We start from the raw sequence: 20,592 nt of genomic DNA on the forward strand, positions 1-20,592 counted from the left end.
CTAAATATTAATCAATAGCTCGGTTTTCGGGACTTGACGATGGGAATAATTACTTGAATTATTTGCCTTCGCCATCATCCGCTAACCGCGATCGCGTGCGGGACTTGAAGCCAAGTCTCCGCTACCCCAAAAACAATTTAGCAGCATTTATTCGCTGACGCTGTTTTGACAATAATAAATTTACTATTGGCAGTGCGATCGCTCTCTCTAGTCTGAATTCTTCTACTATCTGGTAGAGTGCGATCTCTTTTTAGATGTACTGAACAACCACTATTTAGGTAGTGCGAGCATCTCGATCGCGGCAGGATACTCGCACTACAATTTATCGCTATCGCTAATTAGCTGGATTTGATATTAGGGTATGTCATCAAGCATAATTGGGTAAATCTTGACTTTAAACCCGGATTAGCCTGAATAAATCTCTGCATATCATCGCCATAGCCCGCTACAATTACTACTAAGCGATCGCGCTCGTCTTCCACTCTTTTACTTTCTCAATAAGGAAATGCTCGCGTCTCTACTCAGAATAAATATACTTTTCAATCAGTTTTTTCCAAAGTAAATATCCTTCTCCATTCAAGTGAACGCCGTCTAAAGTATATCGAGGCGACAATTGTTTTTTTTCGTCAAGGAAATGACTATATAAATCTACATACTGATAGGAAAATTTCTTGGCTAATATTTTCAGGCGATCGTTGAAAGCCTCAATTTCCTTATTGTCCAGTTTGATTTTATACCGATCTGGATTGACGGGTAATATACTTTGCACGAAAACTTGAGTTGTAGGCGTATTCTTTTTGATAGCATTTAAAATGATTCTATAATTATTAACTACCATAGGAATGGTTTTGCTTTCATTCCAAAAATCGTTGACTCCAATCATTAAAAATATTTTCTGAGGTTTTGTTTCTAATATTTCATTAATTCGCTCAATAATCCCATCTGTGGTTTCTCCATTAATGCCACGATTTTTGATATTGACATTCTTGAAAAGCTCTTGCCATTCTCCTTGGTCGGTTAAACTATCTCCCAATAAAAGAATTTCGCCTTCACTGTCGGGGAGAATTTTAAAAATACTGTGTCTCATTTGATAGTAGGTAGAACGATAAGTGTTTTGACGAGGATGTTCTTTAGCTCGATTGGAATTTTTTTGAGAAGGAGTTTCAAGAAATGGAAGCTTTCTTACTAGATAAGAAATTCCACCCCTTCTAATTGTAAAAGTAATGTCTAAAGCAATAAAAAGAATATTTAGTCCTATAGAAATCCAAAGTAAAGTCTTATTTTTTGGTAGCATTAGCAAGTTATAGTCATCAGAAAATTTTCATTTATACTATCAGAGGAGATTTCTGTAAATTAATCAGTTAGTTTTGCCTGATGATTCCAAGTAGCGATCGCTATTGGCTCAAAAATGCCCACGTACCCGTTGCCTTAATTGAAAATAGCAACTTTTCCGCGCAGACGAGAGAAGGTCTGTGCTTAGTCGATCTAGAAATTGCCGAAGGGAAAATCTCACAAATTATCCCAGCTTCTGGTAACAATCCCGAAGTAGCTTTTGTAGACTTACGCAAGGGGATTGTTTTCCCTGGTTTTGTCGATATGCATACCCATCTAGATAAAGGTCATATTTGGGAACGTTCTCCCAATTTAGACGGCACCTTTGATAATGCCTTAGCGACTGCCATTGCCGATTCGCAACAATATTGGAGAGAAGAAGATGTCTATCGCCGCATGGAATTTGGGATTAAATGCAGTTATGCTCGCGGTACGACGGCAATCCGAACTCATATCGATTCTTTTGGCGAACAAGCAGATATTAGTTTTGGAGTCTTTAAAAGTTTACAAAAAGAATGGGCAGATCGGGTAATTTTACAAGCAGTTTCTCTCGTTTCTCTCGACTATTATCAAACGCCCGAAGGGGTTGCTTTAGCAGATAAAGTTGCTGAAGTTGGTGGAATTTTGGGAGGCGTTGCTTATATGAATCCCGACTTAGATAGCCAACTCGATGCTGTTTTTTCTCTTGCCAAGGAAAGAGGTTTAAATCTCGATTTTCATGCGGATGAAAATGGCGATATCGATTCAATTTGCCTGCAAAAGATAGGGGCGGCTGCTTTGCGAAATGAGTTTGCCGGACAAATTATTTGCGGTCATTGTTGTAGTTTAGCCGTTCAGCCACAAGAAGTTGTCGCTCAAACAATTTCTGCAATCAAAGCGGCAAATGTTGGCGTTGTTAGCTTACCGATGTGTAATTTATATCTTCAAGATCGCCAAGCCTTACGCACTCCTTTTTGGCGAGGCGTTACTGATGTTCATGAATTGAAACAACAGGGAATTCCGGTTGCTTTTGCTAGCGATAATTGTCGCGATCCATTCTATGGATTTGGCGACCATGATGGATTAGAAGTCTTTACTCAAGCTGTTAGAATTGCCCATCTCGATACGCCCTATGGCGATTATTGGTGTTGCAGCGTCACTAAAACGCCAGCAGATTTAATGGGACTCCCAAATTTGGGAAGAATTGGCATAGGATTGCCAGCCGATTTAATCTTATTTAAAGCCAGATATTTTAGCGAATTGTTATCGCGTTCCCAAAGCGATCGCATTGTTTTGCGTCGGGGAAAGTCAATTGATACAACTTTGCCCGACTATGCAGAATTAGACGATTTAGTTTTTAACGCCTAATCCTGCTATAGCGAGTACCTGATAACTTAAAGAATTCACCAAACCCAGTAAAAAAGCTCCCAGCAAAGCACTCCAAAATCCATAACGCAATCTAAAACCGCTAACGAGAGCTGCTGCCAAACCGAAAACGATCGCATTAATGACGAATAAAAACAGCCCCAAAGTGATAACAATAAAGGGAAAGCCCAATACGATCAGAATGGGATGAACGATTGCGTTCAAAATCCCGAAAACAGCAGCCGCAATAAGAGCTTTGCCAAAGCTATCGATCTCCACTCCGATGGGTAACTTAGAAACGATCAATAAACTAATGGCAGTAACGAGCCAAGCAATCAGAATGCTAGGAAGATTCATTAGATATTACTCCCGAATCAGACTACATTACCTATTAAACCGGAATTAACATGAAATCTCCCTTTCGTACAAGATAATCTTTATTTTTTCTTCTGAAATTGTTATCCCCCAGACCGAACAAATCCAGGGAATAGAAATAGCAAATTGCGATCGCACCTGAATTTTATCCCGGTGCGATAAAGGTTAGCAACAAATAGCTTGGTAGGGGCAAGGCGGCAGCCTGCCTCTAGCGTAGCTATAAGCGCGAAAGTTAGCGGCGGTTACCCGACCAAGTGATCCAATGAGGAGACATCCCCGTCAAATGGCACTCTTCTGATTCGCAATCGATTGCCCAAAGCTCTGCTCCAACGGTATCGGCAACGCTCAGATCGGTTCCTGCCAGTTTAGCATTGCTCAAATTAGCACCGCTTAAATCAGCGCCATTGACATTAACATCCGTCAAGTTAGCACCGCTTAAATTTGCGTTGTGCAGGTTAGCACATCGCAAATCGGCTCCACAGAGATTTGCTCCCCTCAGATCTGCGCCAGACAAATCTGCACCGATGAGATTAACCTCGATTAAGTTAGCACCAACCAAGTTAGCACCGCTCAAGTCAGCATCAGTCAGGTTGGCTTGATTCAAACAAGCCCCGCTCAGATCGGCTAAACTTAAGTCGGCATGGCTAAGATCGGCTCTCATGAAATTGATCCGAGATAGATTGGCACCTTTTAAGCTGGCTTGATGCAAGCTAATCTCAACAAAATCTAGTTCATTGGCTTCATATCGGATGAGTAATTCGTGAGTATTCATATTCTGTCCTCCTTACGAAGGCATTGAGTCAACTGAAGGTTGAAGGATGCATTTTTTCTCTAGCAACCTCTAGCTCAAATCTCCATCAAACGAGGCTGCGAGAGTGTTATCCCTAATGAGCAAACTATTCGCTAAAACGAGACTATGGCATTAATCTAGGTAGATTACGGTAGGTTTTGCGAAAGTTTTATTGATTTCTAATTGAGTTCTTGCGAGAGAATTTTAGATTAGAATTGCGGTTCGCCCTTAAGTTGTGCGTGCATAGGATATAGCACCCCCTTCGGAAATCGGGCGTTATCGATACTTTAATCGTACTGCAAAATTCTGAAAATTTTGTAACAAAGTATTGATTTTCCTAGCACTATATTTACAAACATCTTTTTAATAGCGAATTAACAGGTAATTTACTTAAAAACCCGCGATCGCAGCTAAAATGAAAACTCTCAATCCCCCGTCGCTCAAACATTCAAGTAAAAGATTTTTGGCGCTGATAATCTCTTTAAAAATCGTAACAGGCAATGCCGTCGCTCAAGACTTTCCCATCCATAGTTCTGACGATATTTTTCATCCCGTAATTGCTAAAAATGGGATGGTTGCTACTCAGGAAGACTTAGCAACTCAAGCGGGATTAGAGGTATTAAAAGAAGGAGGAAATGCCGTCGATGCTGCGGTAACAATTGGCTTTACCCTAGCCGTTACTCTACCCCATGCGGGTAATTTAGGAGGCGGTGGTTTTATGTTAGTTCATATGCGTAAAGACAACAAAACAATTGCGATCGACTATCGAGAAAAAGCGCCTTTAGCAGCGACGCGAGATATGTTTCTCGATGAAAATGGAGAAGTCAATAACCAAAAAACGAGATTTAGTCATTTAGCCGTTGGCGTTCCCGGTACGGTTGCGGGTTTAATTTTGGCACTAGAAAAGTATGGAACAATTTCCTTAGAAAGAACCTTACAACCAGCGATCGAACTAGCAGAAAATGGCTTTCCCGTTGATGAAGATTTGCGGGTTTCTCTAAGGTTTGCCAAGAAACAAATGCAAGCCTCACCTGCTAGCAGAGAAATTTTCTACAAACAAGATGGTAGTTTATATGAAGTCGGAGACATTCTCGTCCAAAAAGATTTAGCAGAGAGTTTAAAACAAATTGCCGAAAAAGGTAAAGATGCTTTTTATCGAGGGGAAATTGCCGATTGCATTGTGGATGAAATGGAAGCCAATAATGGCTTAATTACCAAAGAAGATTTAGCCAAATATAAACCAGTCATTCGTCAACCCATTCGAGGTAATTATCGCGGCTATCAAATCTATTCCATGCCGCCTCCGAGTTCTGGCGGCGTTCATCTTGTCGAGATGCTCAATATCTTACGAAAGATTTCCGCTTCGTTCTCTCGGTCATAATACCGCTCAAACGATTCATTTAATGACAGAGACGATGAAATTAGCCTATGCGGATCGCTTTAAATATATGGGCGATACAGATTTTGTTGAAGTCCCTATCAAGCGTTTAATTTCTAAAGATTATGCCGATGAATTACGCGATAAAATTAACCGCGATCGCGCTACGCCAAGCCGAGAAATTTTACCGGGAAACGGCAATTTTATAGAAGAAAGTACCGAGACTACCCATTATTCTGTCGTCGATAAAGATGGCAATGCCGTTTCTAATACTTATACTTTAAACTTTAGCTTTGGGACGGGGATAACTGTGCCGGGAACGGGAATTTTATTAAACAATCAAATGGATGATTTTACTGCTAAACCAGGCGTTGCCAATGCGTTTAGATTAATTGGTGGAGAAGCAAACGCGATCGCACCCGAAAAAAGAATGCTCAGTTCCATGACACCAACCATTGTCATGAAAGATGGAAAACCCTTTTTAGTCACGGGAAGTCCCGGCGGCAGTCGAATTATTACGACGGTTTTACAAATTATTATCAACGCGATCGACCATCGGATGAATATTGCTGAAGCAACCAATGCCGTTCGAGTCCATCATCAGTGGTTTCCCGACGAATTACAAGTGGAACGAGATTTAAATGGCGATACGATTCGATTGTTAACGCAGAAGGGGCATAATGTGGTTTTAGGGCGTGCGGCAGGCAGTACTCAAAGCATCATGTCTGTCGATGGCATCTTGTAGGGTGCTTCAGATCCCCGCAAACCAGGGGCTTTGACTTTAGGTTATTAAAGTTTCGCGATCGGGGATTTCCCACTTACCAGTCCACACTCATTAATCACCTTGAAATAAACCCATGATGATACTTAATGCTTTCCCTAACTTTGTCGTATAAACCTCATCCAGATGACCAATAACTTTGAGAATTCTGGATTTATCAACAACTCGAATTTGTTCGCACAGAATTACCGAGTCTTGGCTTAATCCTCCAACACCAGCAGGAACAAAGACGTGGGAAGGCAAGAGGGTATGTCGAATTTTAGAGGTAAAAGGTGCAATAATTGTGTGAGGGCTAACAGCATTGGCGCGATCGATTTGAACGACTACTGCAGGTCGTATTCCCGCTTGTTCGGTACCTTTGACTGGGTTGAGATCGCACAAAACTACATCTCCCCGCGAAATAGTTACCACTGAATCTCTCCACGAGCTAGGCGTTCTTCATAGTCTTCTAAGTTAGATAAGTAGTCAGAGAAGTCTGACTCAGCCATTTCTAGAGACTCAGCAAACTGCATCCACAATTGCCATTTTTCACTATTCTGTTTCATTAGTAAGAAATCTATAAAATCATTGACCTCACTAACAAGAGATTCTGGTAGCTGGTTAATCTTGGTTATCGTTTCTTCGCGTTTAGACATTAGTTTTGCCCTTTTTTAATTTAATTGATTATCTGAAGCGATCGCTTTCTAAAAGCCTAGATTAAATTTAGAAAGATCGAGTCTATACCACTTCTGTGCCTTTCCCGTGCCGCTTAGCGCTTGAGCCATCCTTCTGGGGTCATAATAATTGCATCTATCCCTTGTTAGATTCTAAATAATTTATAAACTAATGAAATAACTCTGCACCTCTGCGCGAGAAAAAATTATGACCTCGACGACAACGATTTGGGATACCATAGCCGCCGAACTCAACGGCATAGAAATTATTACCGACCCCACTCAACTGACGAAACTCTCCCTCGACTACTACCACTTCAGCCCCATTTTAGAAGCACAACTCAAAGATAAGCGAGGCAATCTCGTTGTCCGTCCTGCCACGGAAGCAGACGTCATGCAAGTGGCGAAAACTTGTGTCAAACATAAAGTCCCTCTCACCGTCAGAGGTGCGGGAACGGGAAATTATGGACAATGCATACCCCTCGAAGGCGGCGTAATTCTTGACACGACCAAAATGAATCAAATTCGCTGGATTAAACCGGGACTCGCTTGCGTCGAACCTGGGGTGAAAATGGCAGCTTTTGACAAACAAGCAAGAGAAATCGGCTGGGAATTGCGGATGGCACCGTCTACCTACCGTACAGCCACCATTGGCGGGTTTATCGGCGGCGGTAGCGTCGGGATGGGTTCGATTACCTACGGACAATTGCGCGATCGCGGCAATCTTCGCGCCCTTCGCGTCGTCACTCTCGAAGACGAACCCCGCGCGATCGAATTGCGAGGCGATGAGGTTCAGAAGGTCAACCACGCCTACGGGACTAATGGCATTATGACAGAATTAGAAATTCCCCTGGCCCCTGCCTATCCCTGGGCAGAAATTATCGTCGCCTTCGATGAGTTTATGACGGCAGCGCGATTCGGACAAGTCCTTAGCGATAGCGATGGCATCGTCAAAAAAATGGTCAGCATTCATGCATGGCCCATTCCTTCATACTTTGCCGCCCTGCAAAGCTATCTTCCCCAAGGCAAGCACTGTGCCCTTTTGATGGTATCGGAAACCGATCTAGAACCTTTCCAAGAATTAGTCCGCGAGTACGGCGGCGAGATAACTTACAACAAAACCGCCCAAGAAGCCAGTAAAGGAACCAGCATACTCGAATTTACTTGGAATCATACCACGCTTCACGCCCGCAGCGTCGATCCTACCCTCACCTATTTACAAACCTTTTACTTTACGCTCGATCGCGTCGAACACATGTATCATCACTTCGGCGATGAACTGGCGATTCATTTAGAATTCCTTCGCGTAGGCGGAAAAGCCATTCCAGGAGGGTTACAACTGGTTCGCTTCACTACTGAAGAACGCCTCAACGAAATTATCCGCTATCACGAGGAACAAGGAGCAGGCATTGCCAATCCTCACACCTACATCCTCGAAGACGGCGGCAGAAAAACCATCGATCCCGAACAATTAGCCTTCAAAAAACTAGTCGATCCCTACGGATTGATGAATCCAGGTAAAATGCGAGCATGGTCGCAAACGACTAATGACTAATGACCAATCACTAATGACTAGCGAGCAGGACGCTCGCACCACATAACTAATGACGAAAAGCAGCATTATTATCCTTACCGTTATTTGTATCCTAGTGACAGGGATAGGAATTTATTGGCTGGGAGGAATTGACCAAGAACAATTGCAAGCATGGCTTAAAAAAATGGGGATCTGGGCACCCATTGTCTATGTCCTTCTCTATACGCTGGGAACGCTTTTTATCCTGCCATCTACTCCACTCAATCTCAGTGGCGGCGCGCTTTTCGGCGTTTGGTGGGGAACGCTATGGACGACAGTTGCGGCAATCATTGCCGCAGTGGTTTCTTTTGCCTTTACGCGAACGGTAGGGCGAGAATACATTGCCCAGAAACTAGCGGGACGATGGGAAGCGATCGATGCAGAAATGCGTCAAGGCGGATTGTTTTATATGTTTGCCGTTCGCCTGTTGCCGCTGATTCCCTATGGAATTGTTAATTTTGCTGCCGGGTTGACCTCCATTCGCTTTCGGGACTACTTAATCGGGACAATGCTAGGAACAGTTCCCGGCATTTTACCCTTCGTCATGATGGGATCTGGTTTGCAGGAACTGACTAGCGGCAACGTCTTTCCTCTCATGTGCGCTTTGGCATTAACGGGAATGTTAGTGGGAGTGGCGACTTGGTATCGTCGCCGCCGTCAGTCGCCTCAGAAAGCTTTAGAAGAAGTAGAGAAAAAGCGTTTGTTAGAGGGCGATCGCGATATTGAAAAGTATGATTAAGACATCGAGTTAACAATCGAAATCACCAAAATGTAATTGGTATGTTTGCCGTTTTGCCTATCATTGCATTAATAGTTTTCTGGCTCATTTTTTGGAATCGCGATCCCGATTGGCGCAGTGCCCTCTTATCAGCAGCAGTTGTCTGGGGAATCTTAATAACAGCTTTTACTGAAATTTTGAGTTTAGTTAAGTTTCTAACATTTGGCACTGTATTAGCCGCTTGGGGATTAACCATTGTTATTTCAGGTTTTATCTATTATCGACTCATCAGAGAAGGAAAACGAGAGTTTAAGGGGCTGAAAATTTTTCAACTCACTCCAGTTCCTGCCATTTTGCTAGGCAGCATTGTTTTTATCGTAGCTGTAGTTGGGTTAATTTCTATCGTTTCGCCGCCTAATAATTGGGATTCCATGACCTATCATATGCCCAGGGTAGTTCATTGGATACAAAATCACAGCGTTGCTCACTACCCAACTTACGATTCCGCTCAATTAGTTCATCCACCCTTTGCAGAATTTGCCATCATGCATTTGCAGATTCTCAGTGATGGAGATAGATTGGCTAACCTAGTCCAATGGTTGGCTATGGCAGGCAGTATTATCGGAGTATCTTTAATTGCAAAACAGTTGGATGCGGATAGATACGGTCAAATTTTGGCAGCAGTTTTTTGTACTACAATTCCGATGGGAATTCTTCAAGCTTCTAGTACGCAAAATGATTATGTAGTGGCTTTTTGGTTAGTTTGTTTAGCTCATTATGTTCTCTCGACCTTACCTTATAAAAAGCCTCCTACTTTCTTAGTTTTTGCGATCGGAGCTTGCTTGGGGTTAGCTATTTTAACTAAGAGTTCGGGTTATATCTTTGCCTTTCCTTTTATGGTTTGGCTTTTTTGTTGGTATGTCAACCGCTTGCGTTGGAGATTGTGGCAACCTTTTTGCATCGTAACTGGTACTTTTCTTCTACTAAATCTCGGTCACTATTTACGCAATGTAGATTTATATGGAAGCCCGATCGCAACGGTAGATTATACAGATGACTACAAAATCGAAGTTTATAGTTTGCAAACTTGGATTTCCAATATTATTAGAAATCTTTCCCTTCATGTCGATATTGTCAGGTATCTACATCTTCAGAGTTTTATTACACCAATTACAGGAAAAGTTGAAAAGATAATCAGTATTATTCATGGCTTTTTGGGAGTCGATATAAACGATCCCAGAACAACTTTTCCAGCAAATTCCTACCGCGTTCCTGGCTTGTCTTTTGATGAGAATGTAGCTGGTAATCCCCTTCACTTTTTTCTTTTATTAACTTCTCTTATCGGGTTTTGGTTGAAAGGAGAGCTAAGAAAAAACAAAAAAGTTATTAGCTATTTATTAACCCTAATAGGCGGTTTTTTACTGCTGTGTTTTATGCTAAAGATCCAGCCTTATCACAGCCGCCATCATCTAACCCTTTTTGTTTTATTTTCGGCGTTTGTCGGTCTAGTCTTTTCTAAGATAGCCAATCGCTATATTGTCACAGCTTTAGCTGTTATTTTAATCGTTACTTCCCTTCCTTTTGTGTTTGAAAACAAATTTCGTCCCATTGCAGCAGAAAAAAATATTTTCAATACTCCTAGAAGCGAACTTTATTTTACCAATCGACCTTACATAGCGGCTTCGTATTTAGGAGCGATCGATTTTCTGAAAACTACAAATTGTACTAACATCGGTTTTTCTTTAGGAGGAGAAGCAATCCCGTCTCATTTAGATTGGGAATATCCTTTTTGGGCGCTTTTACAAGAAAATAAAGAACAAAACCTTCGTTTTCAACACATTTTGCATCCCGACAATACCTCTAGCAGATTTCTGCAAGAATCTCCTTATAAAGACTTCACTGCCTGTGCCATTATTGCAACTAGAAGCAGTAAGCAAGAACCTGTTAAACAAGTAGTTGTGAATGGAACTGCTTATATAACTAAATGGTCGAGCGAACCCACTAGCATATTAATGAAACAATAATTAATATCAATAGTAATCCAAAATCCAAAATAAAAATGATGCATGGTTTTATTCCGCAAAAACGTTATTTTCCCTATCTCACTTGGACTGAAATTCAGTTAATGTCAGATAAAGAAAATGTTGTCATGATTCAACCTGTCGGCGCGATCGAACAACACGGACCTCATTTACCAATTGTTGTGGATTCAGCAATTGGAATGGGAGTTTTAGGAAAAGCTTTAGAAAAGCTAGAAGATTGTATTCCTGCCTATAGTTTGCCTTGTCTTTATTACGGAAAATCTAACGAACATTGGCATTTTCCCGGAACGATTACGCTTAGCGCTCAAACCTTATTATTAGTCTTAATAGAAATAGCCGATAGCCTCTATAGGTCAGGATTTCGCAAACTGGTATTGATGAATTCCCACGGCGGACAACCGCAGGTCATGGAAATAGCTGCTAGGGATATTCATCAAAAATATGGGGATTTTTTGGTATTTCCTTTATTTACTTGGCGAGTTCCGAATATTGCCCATGAATTATTGACAGAAAAAGAACTCGAATATGGCATTCACGCTGGCGATGCAGAAACCAGTATCCTGCTCTCTCTTTTGCCAGAACAAGTAAAAATGGAAAAGGCAATAACAGAATATCCCCGCGATTTACCGGAAGATAGTTTATTAAGTATGGAAGGACAACTTCCTTTTGCTTGGTTGACGAGTGAATTGACTCAAAGTGGAGTTATGGGAGATGCTACGGCGGCAACAAAAGAAAAAGGCGATCGCTTGCTAGAATCTGTTGCCGATGGTTGGGTACGAGTCATAAAAGATATCTACAAATTTCGTCAGCCAAACGCTAATAAAATATGACATCGCATTCAGAATTACCGACAAAATTAACAGGGCTATTTCATTCTCGAAAGCCAGAGAATAAATTCTCTGTCTAATATCTTAAGTCCTCCTATAAGACAGACTTAAATTTTGAGCCAAGAAAATCATTTCTTGGTTAACTGCAATCAGAATGAAATAACCCTGCAAAACTAACCAGTCGTTTTGAAGAAGCTTTAATTTACGCCACGCAACCCCACGCTGGTCAAATCAGAAAAGCAAGCGGCGTACCCTATATCAGTCATCTTTTAAGCGTCGCTGCTTTGGTATTAGAAGATGGCGGCAATAAAGACGAAGCGATCGCAGCCCTTCTACACGATGCCATAGAAAACCAAGGCAGCGATAAGATCCGTCAAGAAATTTATCAAAAATTTGGCGAAAGTGTTGCCAGTATTGTCGAGGCAGGTACCGAATCGGATACGATTCCCAAACCGCCTTGGAAAGAACGAAAATTAGCTGCGTTCGCGCGGTTGCGAGATGCTTCGCCTCAAGTGCGTCGAGTTGTTTTAGCAGATAAACTGCACAATGCGCGATCGATTTTAGTCGATTGGCATCGCCATGGAGAAGAGATTTGGAATCGATTTCAAGGAGGTAAAGAGGGAACGCTTTGGTTTTATCGGGCTATAATTGAAAGCGAGCGATCGCTACAGAGGATTTAACGTTCTCACCGAAGAACTCGATCGCATCGTCAAGCAACTTGAAATCCTCTAATTTATCCGGGCAAGTTCTCCAGCAGTTTACCCAAACTCGCACGACTCAGCGTCAATTTGACTTCTATTTGCTGTCGGGAATCTCGCAGCAAAAGCACGCAATTATCGCCCACTGACGTGCCTGCAATCAGCGGATCTTTTAACTCAATCGTCTGATAAATAATATCAGGCTTGCCGACGCGAATGACCAATTGGGGTTGCGATAGGGGGTAGATATAAAGCTTCTGGCGTGCCGTGTCGAGTTCTAGCTTTTTAGCCGTGATATTGCGCGTTCCCTCAGAGCCAGGTTTGTACCAGTATAAAGTTATGCCGCGAATTTCGGGGAGTTGCAAGGCAAATTTTTCGTCAAATCGCTGTGAATCCCAGTCGATCTCATCGGGATTGCCGCTTTCGGGGATTAATCGCTGCTGCCAAGCAACTTCTTTGGCATTAAGAGCTGCCCACCATTGTTTGATGGCGGTGAAGTTATTGGCATTATCGGGTTGGCTACTATCTTGTTGCCAGACAATCTTAGTTGGCATAACCAATAAGGGGCATTGCAAACTTTTCTCTTTCTAGCATAGACAGAATTTGACCGCTTTTGAGATTTTTCGAGCTGCGATCGGACAATTGCTACGAGCGTGTCATAGGATAAAATTAGCTTTGCGATCGCGAGTCGTTGGTCTTAGCATAATAAGCTGCGCCGAGGTACAGTTCGCCAACTTTTGGATCGTTTAGTAAATCTGCGCCTGAACCTTCAAAGCGATCGCGTCCGCTTTCTAGGACGTATCCTCTATCTGCCATCAGCAGGGCTTTCTTGGCATTTTGTTCGACCAAAACAATGGCTTTTCCTGCCCGATCGATCGCCTTAATTTGCTCGAAAACGCTATTGACTAACATCGGCGACAAGGCAGCAGAAGGTTCGTCTAATACTAACAAATCTGGATCGAGCATTAATGCTCGTCCCATCGCTAGCATTTGGCGTTCGCCTCCAGATAGAGTTCCCGCACGCTGGTTTCGCCGTTCTGCTAGCTTGGGAAACATCGTATAGATCGTATCTTTTTGCGATCGCAACGATCCCTTACTAATATAAGCTCCCATCTCTAAATTTTCTTCTACCGATAGAGTGGGAAAGACATTGGCAATTTGCGGGACATAACACATCCCCCGACGGACAATTTGGTCGGATCTCAGACCGACAATATTTTCGCCTTTAAAAATAATTTTGCCTTGATTGGGAGTTAGTAGCCCGAAAATGGTTTTTGCTAAAGTAGATTTACCCGCACCGTTCGGACCGATTACCGCTACTAATTCTCCAGGTGCAATGCGAAAATTAATTCCTTGCAGGATGTTTAAATCTTGAACGTACCCTGCATAAACATTTTCAACTTCTAATAAATTAGTCATTGGTTGTTGGTTATTAGTTCTTGGTTATCGATCGTCGGTTATTGGTGATTCAACTCTTACCCAACAACGAACAACGGATAACAACTCTCTATTATGGTGTTTTTTGTAAATCGGGTCGTTCTTCTGGAACGATTGCACCCTCAACCGGACAGACTTGCAAGCAAATGCCGCAATCGATGCAAGTGGCAAAGTCAATCCAGTACCAATCGGTCCCTTTAGCATTTTTACCGGGTCCGGGATGAATACAAGCAACGGGACAAGCATCTACGCAGTCGGCAACGCCTTCGCAGATTTCCGTGACGATAGTGTGTGGCACAGTGTTTCCTCTCCTCAAGCTTCGCGATGACTCACTTGTTTATAGCCTAGCAAGATTGACGGACTTTAACAGATTTAGCACGAGCAACATAGGATGAAATTAGAACGATCTTTAAGCAATACTTCAGATTGGTTGCCATGTTATGGCAAGTCAACCTCAAAGATACGACAATAAAGAAAGAATAGCCAATATCGGCTCGATAGATTCGTTGCTTTTCCAATGCGAAATTCCTATGAGAAAAGACTCTGAAATTACTGCTATCCCCCCAGAAGCACAGCGAGTTTCATCAAATTTAAGATGGTCAGGCTGGATTTGCTTTTGGGTTCAGATCGTTTTAGGGGTTATATCCACACTCGCCTTGCTTTTAGCAGTTCCTTCTTTGTTGGGCAATGACGAAAGAAGTCAAGGAACGGGAGTTGGCGTTTTTTTTGCTATCTGCGGATTAATTACCTTGGGAGTATGCATTTACTATTCTTTCCGCTACACGAACATCGCCAAATTGCTCAACAATCCCAATCCAGCAATACGTCCCAAAAAAGCAGACACGATCAAGGTAATTAGAATCGGACTAACTACTAATATACTGGGATTGTTATTTTCTATTATGGGAACTCAAGCAGTTGTCGGCAGCGTCTTAGTCAAGTCTTTACAACAAAGTCCGGGGTTGGGAGTTGGAGGAGCATCTGCTCGATTCGTTCTCCCCGTCGATATGTTTAGCATTCAAGCCAATACTACTGCTATTACTGCTTACTTTGTGGGAATTGTAACCTCTTTATGGTTACTCAACCGCATCACCAGATGAATCGGGAGTTTTGAGAATAGTTACTGTCGATTATGCAACGCACTCGTCTCAACACGCTTGCTGACGTAGCACTCACAAGGATCGATCGCTTCTTTAGCAATCCCTGGCGGCGCATTTCGCTAATTCTAATTGGCGTGCTATTTGGCTTTTTTGCCGGGTCGGCACTTTCTACGACTGCCGGACAAGCGGCTGAGTGGGATATCATAGCAGCCGGATTCGTACTTCTGTTTGTAGAATTTGTCAGTCGAATTTTTTATAGACGCGAGCGGCGATCGCTATTTTTAGAAGTCTTAAATTTCTTCAAAATTGGCATGATTTATAGTCTATTTTTAGAAGCTTTCAAACTCGGATCTTAGTCGATGCATACAGCTATAATTCCCATTTTACAAGGTTGGACTAGCGGCAATCGATCCACTTCAGAAGAACTGCAACAATTACTTGTCCAGGAACTCGTTGATTCTCAACGAGCAAGAGCATTTGACATTACTCAAGAGAATGGTTTAAGAAAGATTGAGGCGCGATCGCGTCTCTTTTTGGTAGTTTATGACGAGGTAGTGCAATTGTGTCAGAAATTTGGTTTGACGCGATCGCATGCTATCCTATCAATGCTATGGCAGTTGTGGCTTCCTTTGGCGATGCAACTTGCCGAAGCGAAAAACCGGCTAAAACGTCCTCTCGTCCAAGGAATTTTAGGCGGACAGGGAATGGGAAAAACAACTCTAGCTGAAGTCAGTTGCATAATTCTTCGCCATCTCGGTTACGCGACTATCAGCATATCCATCGACGACCTCTATAAAACCTATGCCGAACGCCAAAAACTACAACAACAAGATCCCAGACTAATTTGGCGAGGCCCGCCAGGAACTCATGATGTCGAATTAGGCATACAGCTTCTAGACCGAATTCGTCATTGCCATACTCCTATTTTAGTCCCTCGTTTCGATAAATCAGCACGCAATGGTGCGGGAGATAGAACGGAACCGGAAGCGATCGATCGAGTCGATATCGTTTTATTTGAAGGCTGGTTTGTCGGTGCGCGTCCTGTCGATGAGATCGCCTTTGAGAACCCGCCACCGCCGATTCTAACGCCAGAAGACAAACAATTTGCACGAGATACCAACGAACGCTTGAAAGACTATCTACCCCTGTGGGAACGATTGGATCGCTTAATCGTCCTCTATCCCGTCGATTATCGCTTGAGCAAACAATGGCGACGGGAAGCAGAACAGAAAATGATGGCTTCTGGAAAATCGGGAATGAGTGATGAGGAAATCGATCGCTTTGTCGAATATTTCTGGCGATCGCTTCATCCAGAATTATTCATTACTCCATTAACTAAAAATCCAGATCTAGTCGATTTGGTAATTGAAATTGATGCAGAACATTGCCCAAGCAAAGTCTATAAACCAGACAATCAATTCACTTTTTTCACACAATGAATAAATTATTAATTATATTTTCTTTACCAACTACAGTAACTTTATTAACGCTATCTACAATAACTTATAGTCAAACAGAAAACCATTTAAAACCCATTCATAACAATTTACCACCAGAAGACTCTTCTCGACCAGAACAACAAAGCTTCATAGTTGGTTTATGGCGAGGCTATCGAAAGGAAAAAAATTTTACCATGTACTATGGATATGAATTTCGCTCTAATGGAACCTATTTTGCCAGACATAGAGTTTATCAAAATCAAGAAACCATTCAAGACGAAATTTGGCAAGGTCAATGGGAATTAAACGACGATCTACTTTATTTAAAAGGAACCAGTAAGACCAACAAGAGAAGAACAGTTAGAGTTCGTTTTCGGTTAGCTAATGATAATCAACTTTATTATGATGGGGGGACTTTAGCTAAACCTTACATTCCCCTAAAACTTGGAAGACAAAATTAAAAATCTGAATGTTACCATTTTTTCTCGCGCACAGACGCAAAGGTGCAAAAGAATTTAAAGATTGTTGACAATGCGAGTGATGCAGTTTTTAATGAGTTCTATTTTGAAATTGATGAGTAAGCCGAGACATTTGTTGGTAAGGCGAATATAGGTAAGAAGTTGTTTTTTATGAATGGGTGCAATTGCTTCCACAGATTTGAGTTCGACAATTACCATATTTTCTACAATAAAATCAGCCGAAACCCTTCCTCCAAGTGAACCCCTTCATAAACAATCGGAATAGGTTTCTGTCTCTCAAACCTTAACCCTCGCTTCCTCAACTCATAAACTATCGCCGCCTCATATACAGACTCCAACAACCCCGGTCCCAACCGCATATGAATCTTATAAGCTGCATCCACAATCTCCTTAGCAATCTCATTCTCTCTCACCGAACCTCCTTTGCGTTCCTTTCTTTGCGCCTTTGTGCTTTTGCGTGAGATTTTATTACACCTTCTCTAACCTAACCAGAGCATTATAATCCGGCACCCCTTCCTGAGATCTTTTACTTTTATCTAGCAACACATTCCCTTCTGGCCAATGGACTTGTAAATTACCTGGTTTAACTGGTGCCGTATAAACGCATCCTTTATACTCCCCTAAATCATTTTTCAACACCACGACATCTCCATTTTTTAACCCGAATTTCTCTGCATCAACCGAACTCATTAACACCGCTTCTCGTACTGCACCAGTAATTCGATCCTTGTGTTCTTGCACCATGCTATTAAATTGCTTGCCTCGGCGAGTTGTGACTAAAAAATAGCCTTCTGGTAACTCATTTTTAGGAGGATATAAGGGGGCAAAATTTGCTTTCCCATCTGGTGTCGGAAACTTCCATCCGAAGCATAAGTGAGAACCGCCATATTGAAATTGATCGCCGGCTTCTAGAAGATGTTGAATCCCTGCATATTGAGGAATAACTAAAGCAATTTCTTGGCGCATAGCAGCAGGATTCTCAAAAAATAATTTATCGGCTAATTCTGGACGAACTCTTCTTGCTAACTCCATAAACACTTCCCATTCCGGACGTGCTTCTCCGATTCTCCGTCCGGGGATTTCTGGACTAAAAATTACTCGTCTTTCGGTGCTGGTTTCTGTTACGCCGCCTGGGATTTCATAACGAGTTGTTGCAGGGAGCAAAATAACAGTCTCTGTGGGTTCTAAAAGCATTTGTTTAGAACAAACAATATCCATATGAACTCGCAGAGGGATGTTTAATAAAGCCGATTCGACATAATTAGGATCTGGTAAAACGTCTAAAAAATTACCGCCAACTAAGAATAAAACATCTAACTTACTTTCTGCCGCTGCATTTATCATATCTGAGGCGATTAATCCTTTGGTCTGAGGGACTTCAAACCCCCAAAGTTTGCTCATTTCTTTGGCAGTTTCCGGAGAAATTTTTCTTCCTCCTGGAAAGACGGTGGAATAACATCCCATTTCTGCACCGCCTTGGACTCCAGAATGTCCGCGAATTGGCATTAAACCGCAGCCTTCTCGTCCGACAAAACCTTTTGTTAGAGCTAAATTAATAATGGCTTTGACATTCTCTTCGCCGCATTCGTGTTGGGTAATTCCCATACTCCACACAAAGATGGCTTTATTTGCTTCGCCAACCATTTTGGCAAAGGCATACATTTCTTCGCGAGACGCCCCAGAAAGTGACTCTAATTCCTCCCAAGATTGAGTGTCTAAAGTTGCTTTTAATTCCTCAAAATGGTTAGTGTAATTATCAATAAATTGACTGTCGAGCCAATTGTTGATCATCATATGTTTGATGGTACCATTGAGGAATGGTATGTCTCCGCCCACGTTCACTAGAAAGAAATCTTCGGCGAATTTGGTGCCAAATAACGCACTTTCAGGAATAGAAGGCACCCAGTAACGTTCCATTCCGGGTTCGCGGTAGGTGTTGATAACGACGATGCGAGTACCTGCTTTTTTTGCCCAGTGCAGATATTTCACCGTGACGGGTTGGTTGTTGGCAACGTTGGAACCGATAAAGACTAATAAATCAGTGCCTATCCAGTCTTTGTAAGAGCAAGTTGTCGCTGCTACTCCCAGAGTTGCTTTCAATGCACCAGTGCTGGGAGAATGGCAAATTCTGGCAGCATTATCAACATTGTTGCTACCCATTGCCCTAACTGCCTTCTGGATGGCGTAGTAAGTCTCGTTAACCGTACCTCGGCTAGTAACATAATAGGCAGTGCGTTCGGGTGTTGTGGCGCGAATGCGACTGGCAATAATCTCTAATGCTTTATCCCAGCTAATGCGACGAAAACCTTTATCCCCTTTATCTCGCCTCATCGGATAGGGAAGTCGTCCCATATCTCGCAATTCGGCACCGCTTTTTGTGTACAATTGTTCGCAATTTTCGAGAATTGTATGGTCAAAAGCTGGCATAGTATTGAGGCGCAACAGGCGCAACCTGACATTGCAGACATGGATGCCATCGACTGTCCAGTCTTTCATGCCCGTGGTGCCTAAAGAGCAACCATCGCAAACACCTTTATTGAGAATCTCCCAGGCATAGGGCAATTCATCAAAGTTGACTAAGACTGCCCGAATGACTTCCCAATAGTTGTTAGGGTATTGTTCGCCGATTCCAAATGGTTTCCAGCTTGCCCAAATGGAAGGATTCCAAGCTTTTTTGGGTTTGCGTAACATGATGAGTTGCTCCTGTAAAAAAGAGAGATTATTTTATCTCACGCAAAGACGCAAAGATGAGCCAAAGACAACGGTACGATTGCCGTATACTAATACTCTATTTTGTAACTGTAGACGGATGGCTCTTGCTAAAACAACTCTTTCTAAATCTTTACCTTGCCGTTGACCAAGAATTTTTACACCTCTTTCGCAGGCTCATTTTGGCAAAATTAAGATAAAGCAAACCATAGAAAATTCTGAAAATTTTATAAAGATACTTTCTGTTGACTCGACGCGGACTTCTATTAGTTACAAACTTAAGTAATGACTGAAAAATCCAATGAAAAACTCTACCTTTCCAAAAAATCGACGACAATTTCTCATATACATGGTGGCAGGTACAGCTGGAACTGTAGCACTTGGATGGCTTTTTCCTAATCTTGCGGAAAGTCAAGAAACAGAGTTAGAAACTCTGTGCTCTTTATTCCCTTATAATTCTCGGTGTAAAAACTATCTGCCTGGTGTTAGAGCTATTGACAGCAAAGGAAACCCAATCGATCCGCCATCGCTTTTAGCTAAGGCAGTGCCAGGAATTCCCGTAGAAGTAGAAGGTTTATCAAAACCTACTTATCTCATAATTACTGAAAAACACCAAATTGCTCCCTATGGGATTCGTCCTGTTTGTACCCACTTAGGCTGCACGGTGGACTGGAAGTCAGAACGAAATCGTTTTGTTTGTCCTTGTCATGGTTCTGAGTACGATGCGATGGGACGAGTGGAAAAGGGTCCGGCAAAACGTCCTTTACCGTTGGTAACGGTGGTGGTTAAGCAAAATCAAATTCGTTTAGTAGACCGACAACCAGGAGTCGATCCTCGTGGGTCTCGTTCCTCAAACTAGCGTTAAGATCGACTGAGTTTTTGATTGAAGAAGTTGTAAAAGTTTTAAAGTTAAAGCG

The 20,592-nt window shown here is 42.3% G+C and carries 20 protein-coding genes and 3 pseudogenes; 12 read left to right on the plus strand and 11 right to left on the minus strand.

From position 1 onward, the window contains the following. Positions 1 to 377: 377 nt before the first annotated feature. Positions 378 to 488 (minus strand): annotated as a pseudogene (locus PLE7327_RS26360) (AAA family ATPase); the annotation flags it as partial. A 29-nt stretch (positions 489 to 517) separates the two neighbouring features. Then, positions 518 to 1,294 (minus strand): GDSL-type esterase/lipase family protein, encoded by a 777-nt coding sequence (locus tag PLE7327_RS04650; RefSeq protein ID WP_015142709.1) that lies wholly within the window; start codon positions 1,292 to 1,294, stop codon positions 518 to 520. A gap of 80 nt (positions 1,295 to 1,374) precedes the next feature. Here PLE7327_RS04650 and PLE7327_RS04655 point away from each other — a divergent pair, with 80 nt between their 5' ends. Then, complete coding sequence (locus PLE7327_RS04655) at positions 1,375 to 2,679, plus strand: cytosine deaminase (RefSeq protein WP_015142710.1); 1,305 nt, start codon at positions 1,375 to 1,377, stop codon at positions 2,677 to 2,679. Here PLE7327_RS04655 and PLE7327_RS04660 read toward each other — a convergent pair. Both PLE7327_RS04660 and PLE7327_RS04665 read right to left on the minus strand, forming a co-directional pair. After that, the gene (locus PLE7327_RS04660; protein ID WP_015142711.1) at positions 2,662 to 3,033 is read right to left on the minus strand and encodes a phage holin family protein; all 372 of its coding nucleotides are present in this window, start codon (positions 3,031 to 3,033) and stop codon (positions 2,662 to 2,664) included. The two genes, PLE7327_RS04655 and PLE7327_RS04660, sit on opposite strands and share 18 nt — an antisense overlap. 250 nt (positions 3,034 to 3,283) lie before the next feature. After that, entirely contained in the window at positions 3,284 to 3,823 is a 540-nt protein-coding gene (locus tag PLE7327_RS04665; protein WP_015142712.1) for a pentapeptide repeat-containing protein, read from the minus strand. Positions 3,824 to 4,256: 433 nt separating this feature from the next. Between PLE7327_RS04665 and ggt the strand changes: the two are divergent. Further along, positions 4,257 to 5,964: pseudogene (gene ggt, locus PLE7327_RS26365) on the plus strand (gamma-glutamyltransferase). A gap of 90 nt (positions 5,965 to 6,054) precedes the next feature. Here ggt and PLE7327_RS04675 read toward each other — a convergent pair. Next, complete coding sequence (locus tag PLE7327_RS04675; protein ID WP_015142713.1) at positions 6,055 to 6,411, minus strand: type II toxin-antitoxin system PemK/MazF family toxin; 357 nt, start codon at positions 6,409 to 6,411, stop codon at positions 6,055 to 6,057. Further along, positions 6,405 to 6,635 (minus strand): DUF2281 domain-containing protein, encoded by a 231-nt coding sequence (locus tag PLE7327_RS04680; RefSeq protein WP_015142714.1) that lies wholly within the window; start codon positions 6,633 to 6,635, stop codon positions 6,405 to 6,407. The genes PLE7327_RS04675 and PLE7327_RS04680 overlap by 7 nt, the downstream gene beginning before the upstream one ends. A gap of 226 nt (positions 6,636 to 6,861) precedes the next feature. On the opposite strand from PLE7327_RS04680, the gene PLE7327_RS04685 reads away from it, so the two are divergent. From PLE7327_RS04685 to PLE7327_RS04705, 5 genes are all read left to right on the plus strand, one after another. Continuing rightward, positions 6,862 to 8,208, plus strand: a complete 1,347-nt coding sequence (locus PLE7327_RS04685; RefSeq protein ID WP_015142715.1) for an FAD-binding oxidoreductase — start codon at positions 6,862 to 6,864, stop codon at positions 8,206 to 8,208. Positions 8,209 to 8,257: 49 nt separating this feature from the next. Next, on the plus strand, positions 8,258 to 8,965 hold the full coding sequence (locus PLE7327_RS04690; RefSeq protein WP_015142716.1) for a TVP38/TMEM64 family protein: 708 nt from the start codon (positions 8,258 to 8,260) through the stop codon (positions 8,963 to 8,965). A gap of 41 nt (positions 8,966 to 9,006) precedes the next feature. Further along, positions 9,007 to 10,968 (plus strand): glycosyltransferase family 39 protein, encoded by a 1,962-nt coding sequence (locus tag PLE7327_RS04695; RefSeq protein WP_015142717.1) that lies wholly within the window; start codon positions 9,007 to 9,009, stop codon positions 10,966 to 10,968. Between the two features lie 35 nt (positions 10,969 to 11,003). Beyond that, on the plus strand, positions 11,004 to 11,816 hold the full coding sequence (locus PLE7327_RS04700; protein ID WP_015142718.1) for a creatininase family protein: 813 nt from the start codon (positions 11,004 to 11,006) through the stop codon (positions 11,814 to 11,816). Between the two features lie 227 nt (positions 11,817 to 12,043). Continuing rightward, positions 12,044 to 12,493, plus strand: coding sequence for an HD domain-containing protein (locus PLE7327_RS04705; RefSeq protein ID WP_254658164.1), 450 nt, complete (start codon positions 12,044 to 12,046; stop codon positions 12,491 to 12,493). Between the two features lie 53 nt (positions 12,494 to 12,546). Here PLE7327_RS04705 and PLE7327_RS04710 read toward each other — a convergent pair whose 3' ends face one another. From PLE7327_RS04710 to PLE7327_RS04720, 3 genes are all read right to left on the minus strand, one after another. Next, positions 12,547 to 13,065: a hypothetical protein gene (locus PLE7327_RS04710; RefSeq protein WP_015142719.1), complete on the minus strand. Its 519-nt coding sequence runs from the start codon at positions 13,063 to 13,065 to the stop codon at positions 12,547 to 12,549. Positions 13,066 to 13,180: 115 nt separating this feature from the next. Beyond that, positions 13,181 to 13,930, minus strand: a complete 750-nt coding sequence (locus tag PLE7327_RS04715; protein WP_015142720.1) for an ABC transporter ATP-binding protein — start codon at positions 13,928 to 13,930, stop codon at positions 13,181 to 13,183. 91 nt (positions 13,931 to 14,021) lie between these two features. Continuing rightward, complete coding sequence (locus PLE7327_RS04720) at positions 14,022 to 14,246, minus strand: ferredoxin family protein (protein ID WP_015142721.1); 225 nt, start codon at positions 14,244 to 14,246, stop codon at positions 14,022 to 14,024. A 232-nt stretch (positions 14,247 to 14,478) separates the two neighbouring features. Here PLE7327_RS04720 and PLE7327_RS04725 point away from each other — a divergent pair, with 232 nt between their 5' ends. The 4 genes from PLE7327_RS04725 to PLE7327_RS04740 are packed head-to-tail and all read left to right on the plus strand — an operon-like array spanning position 14,479 to position 16,948. After that, complete coding sequence (locus tag PLE7327_RS04725; RefSeq protein ID WP_041392797.1) at positions 14,479 to 15,048, plus strand: DUF3611 family protein; 570 nt, start codon at positions 14,479 to 14,481, stop codon at positions 15,046 to 15,048. A gap of 32 nt (positions 15,049 to 15,080) precedes the next feature. Further along, on the plus strand, positions 15,081 to 15,404 hold the full coding sequence (locus PLE7327_RS04730; RefSeq protein WP_015142723.1) for a DUF565 domain-containing protein: 324 nt from the start codon (positions 15,081 to 15,083) through the stop codon (positions 15,402 to 15,404). Between the two features lie 3 nt (positions 15,405 to 15,407). Next, positions 15,408 to 16,487, plus strand: coding sequence for a kinase (locus PLE7327_RS04735; protein WP_015142724.1), 1,080 nt, complete (start codon positions 15,408 to 15,410; stop codon positions 16,485 to 16,487). Next, positions 16,484 to 16,948, plus strand: coding sequence for a hypothetical protein (locus tag PLE7327_RS04740; RefSeq protein ID WP_015142725.1), 465 nt, complete (start codon positions 16,484 to 16,486; stop codon positions 16,946 to 16,948). Before PLE7327_RS04735 ends, PLE7327_RS04740 begins: the two co-directional genes overlap by 4 nt. Before the next feature lie 54 nt (positions 16,949 to 17,002). Here PLE7327_RS04740 and PLE7327_RS26370 read toward each other — a convergent pair. Both PLE7327_RS26370 and PLE7327_RS04750 read right to left on the minus strand, forming a co-directional pair. Beyond that, positions 17,003 to 17,379 (minus strand): annotated as a pseudogene (locus tag PLE7327_RS26370) (GxxExxY protein). A gap of 55 nt (positions 17,380 to 17,434) precedes the next feature. Beyond that, on the minus strand, positions 17,435 to 19,657 hold the full coding sequence (locus PLE7327_RS04750; RefSeq protein ID WP_015142726.1) for an FdhF/YdeP family oxidoreductase: 2,223 nt from the start codon (positions 19,655 to 19,657) through the stop codon (positions 17,435 to 17,437). A gap of 319 nt (positions 19,658 to 19,976) precedes the next feature. Here PLE7327_RS04750 and PLE7327_RS04755 point away from each other — a divergent pair, with 319 nt between their 5' ends. Next, complete coding sequence (locus PLE7327_RS04755; RefSeq protein ID WP_015142727.1) at positions 19,977 to 20,534, plus strand: Rieske 2Fe-2S domain-containing protein; 558 nt, start codon at positions 19,977 to 19,979, stop codon at positions 20,532 to 20,534. The last annotated feature ends 58 nt before the right edge of the window (positions 20,535 to 20,592 follow it).

This window comes from Pleurocapsa sp. PCC 7327 (genome assembly GCF_000317025.1).
Lineage (GTDB): Bacteria > Cyanobacteriota > Cyanobacteriia > Cyanobacteriales > Microcystaceae > Hydrococcus.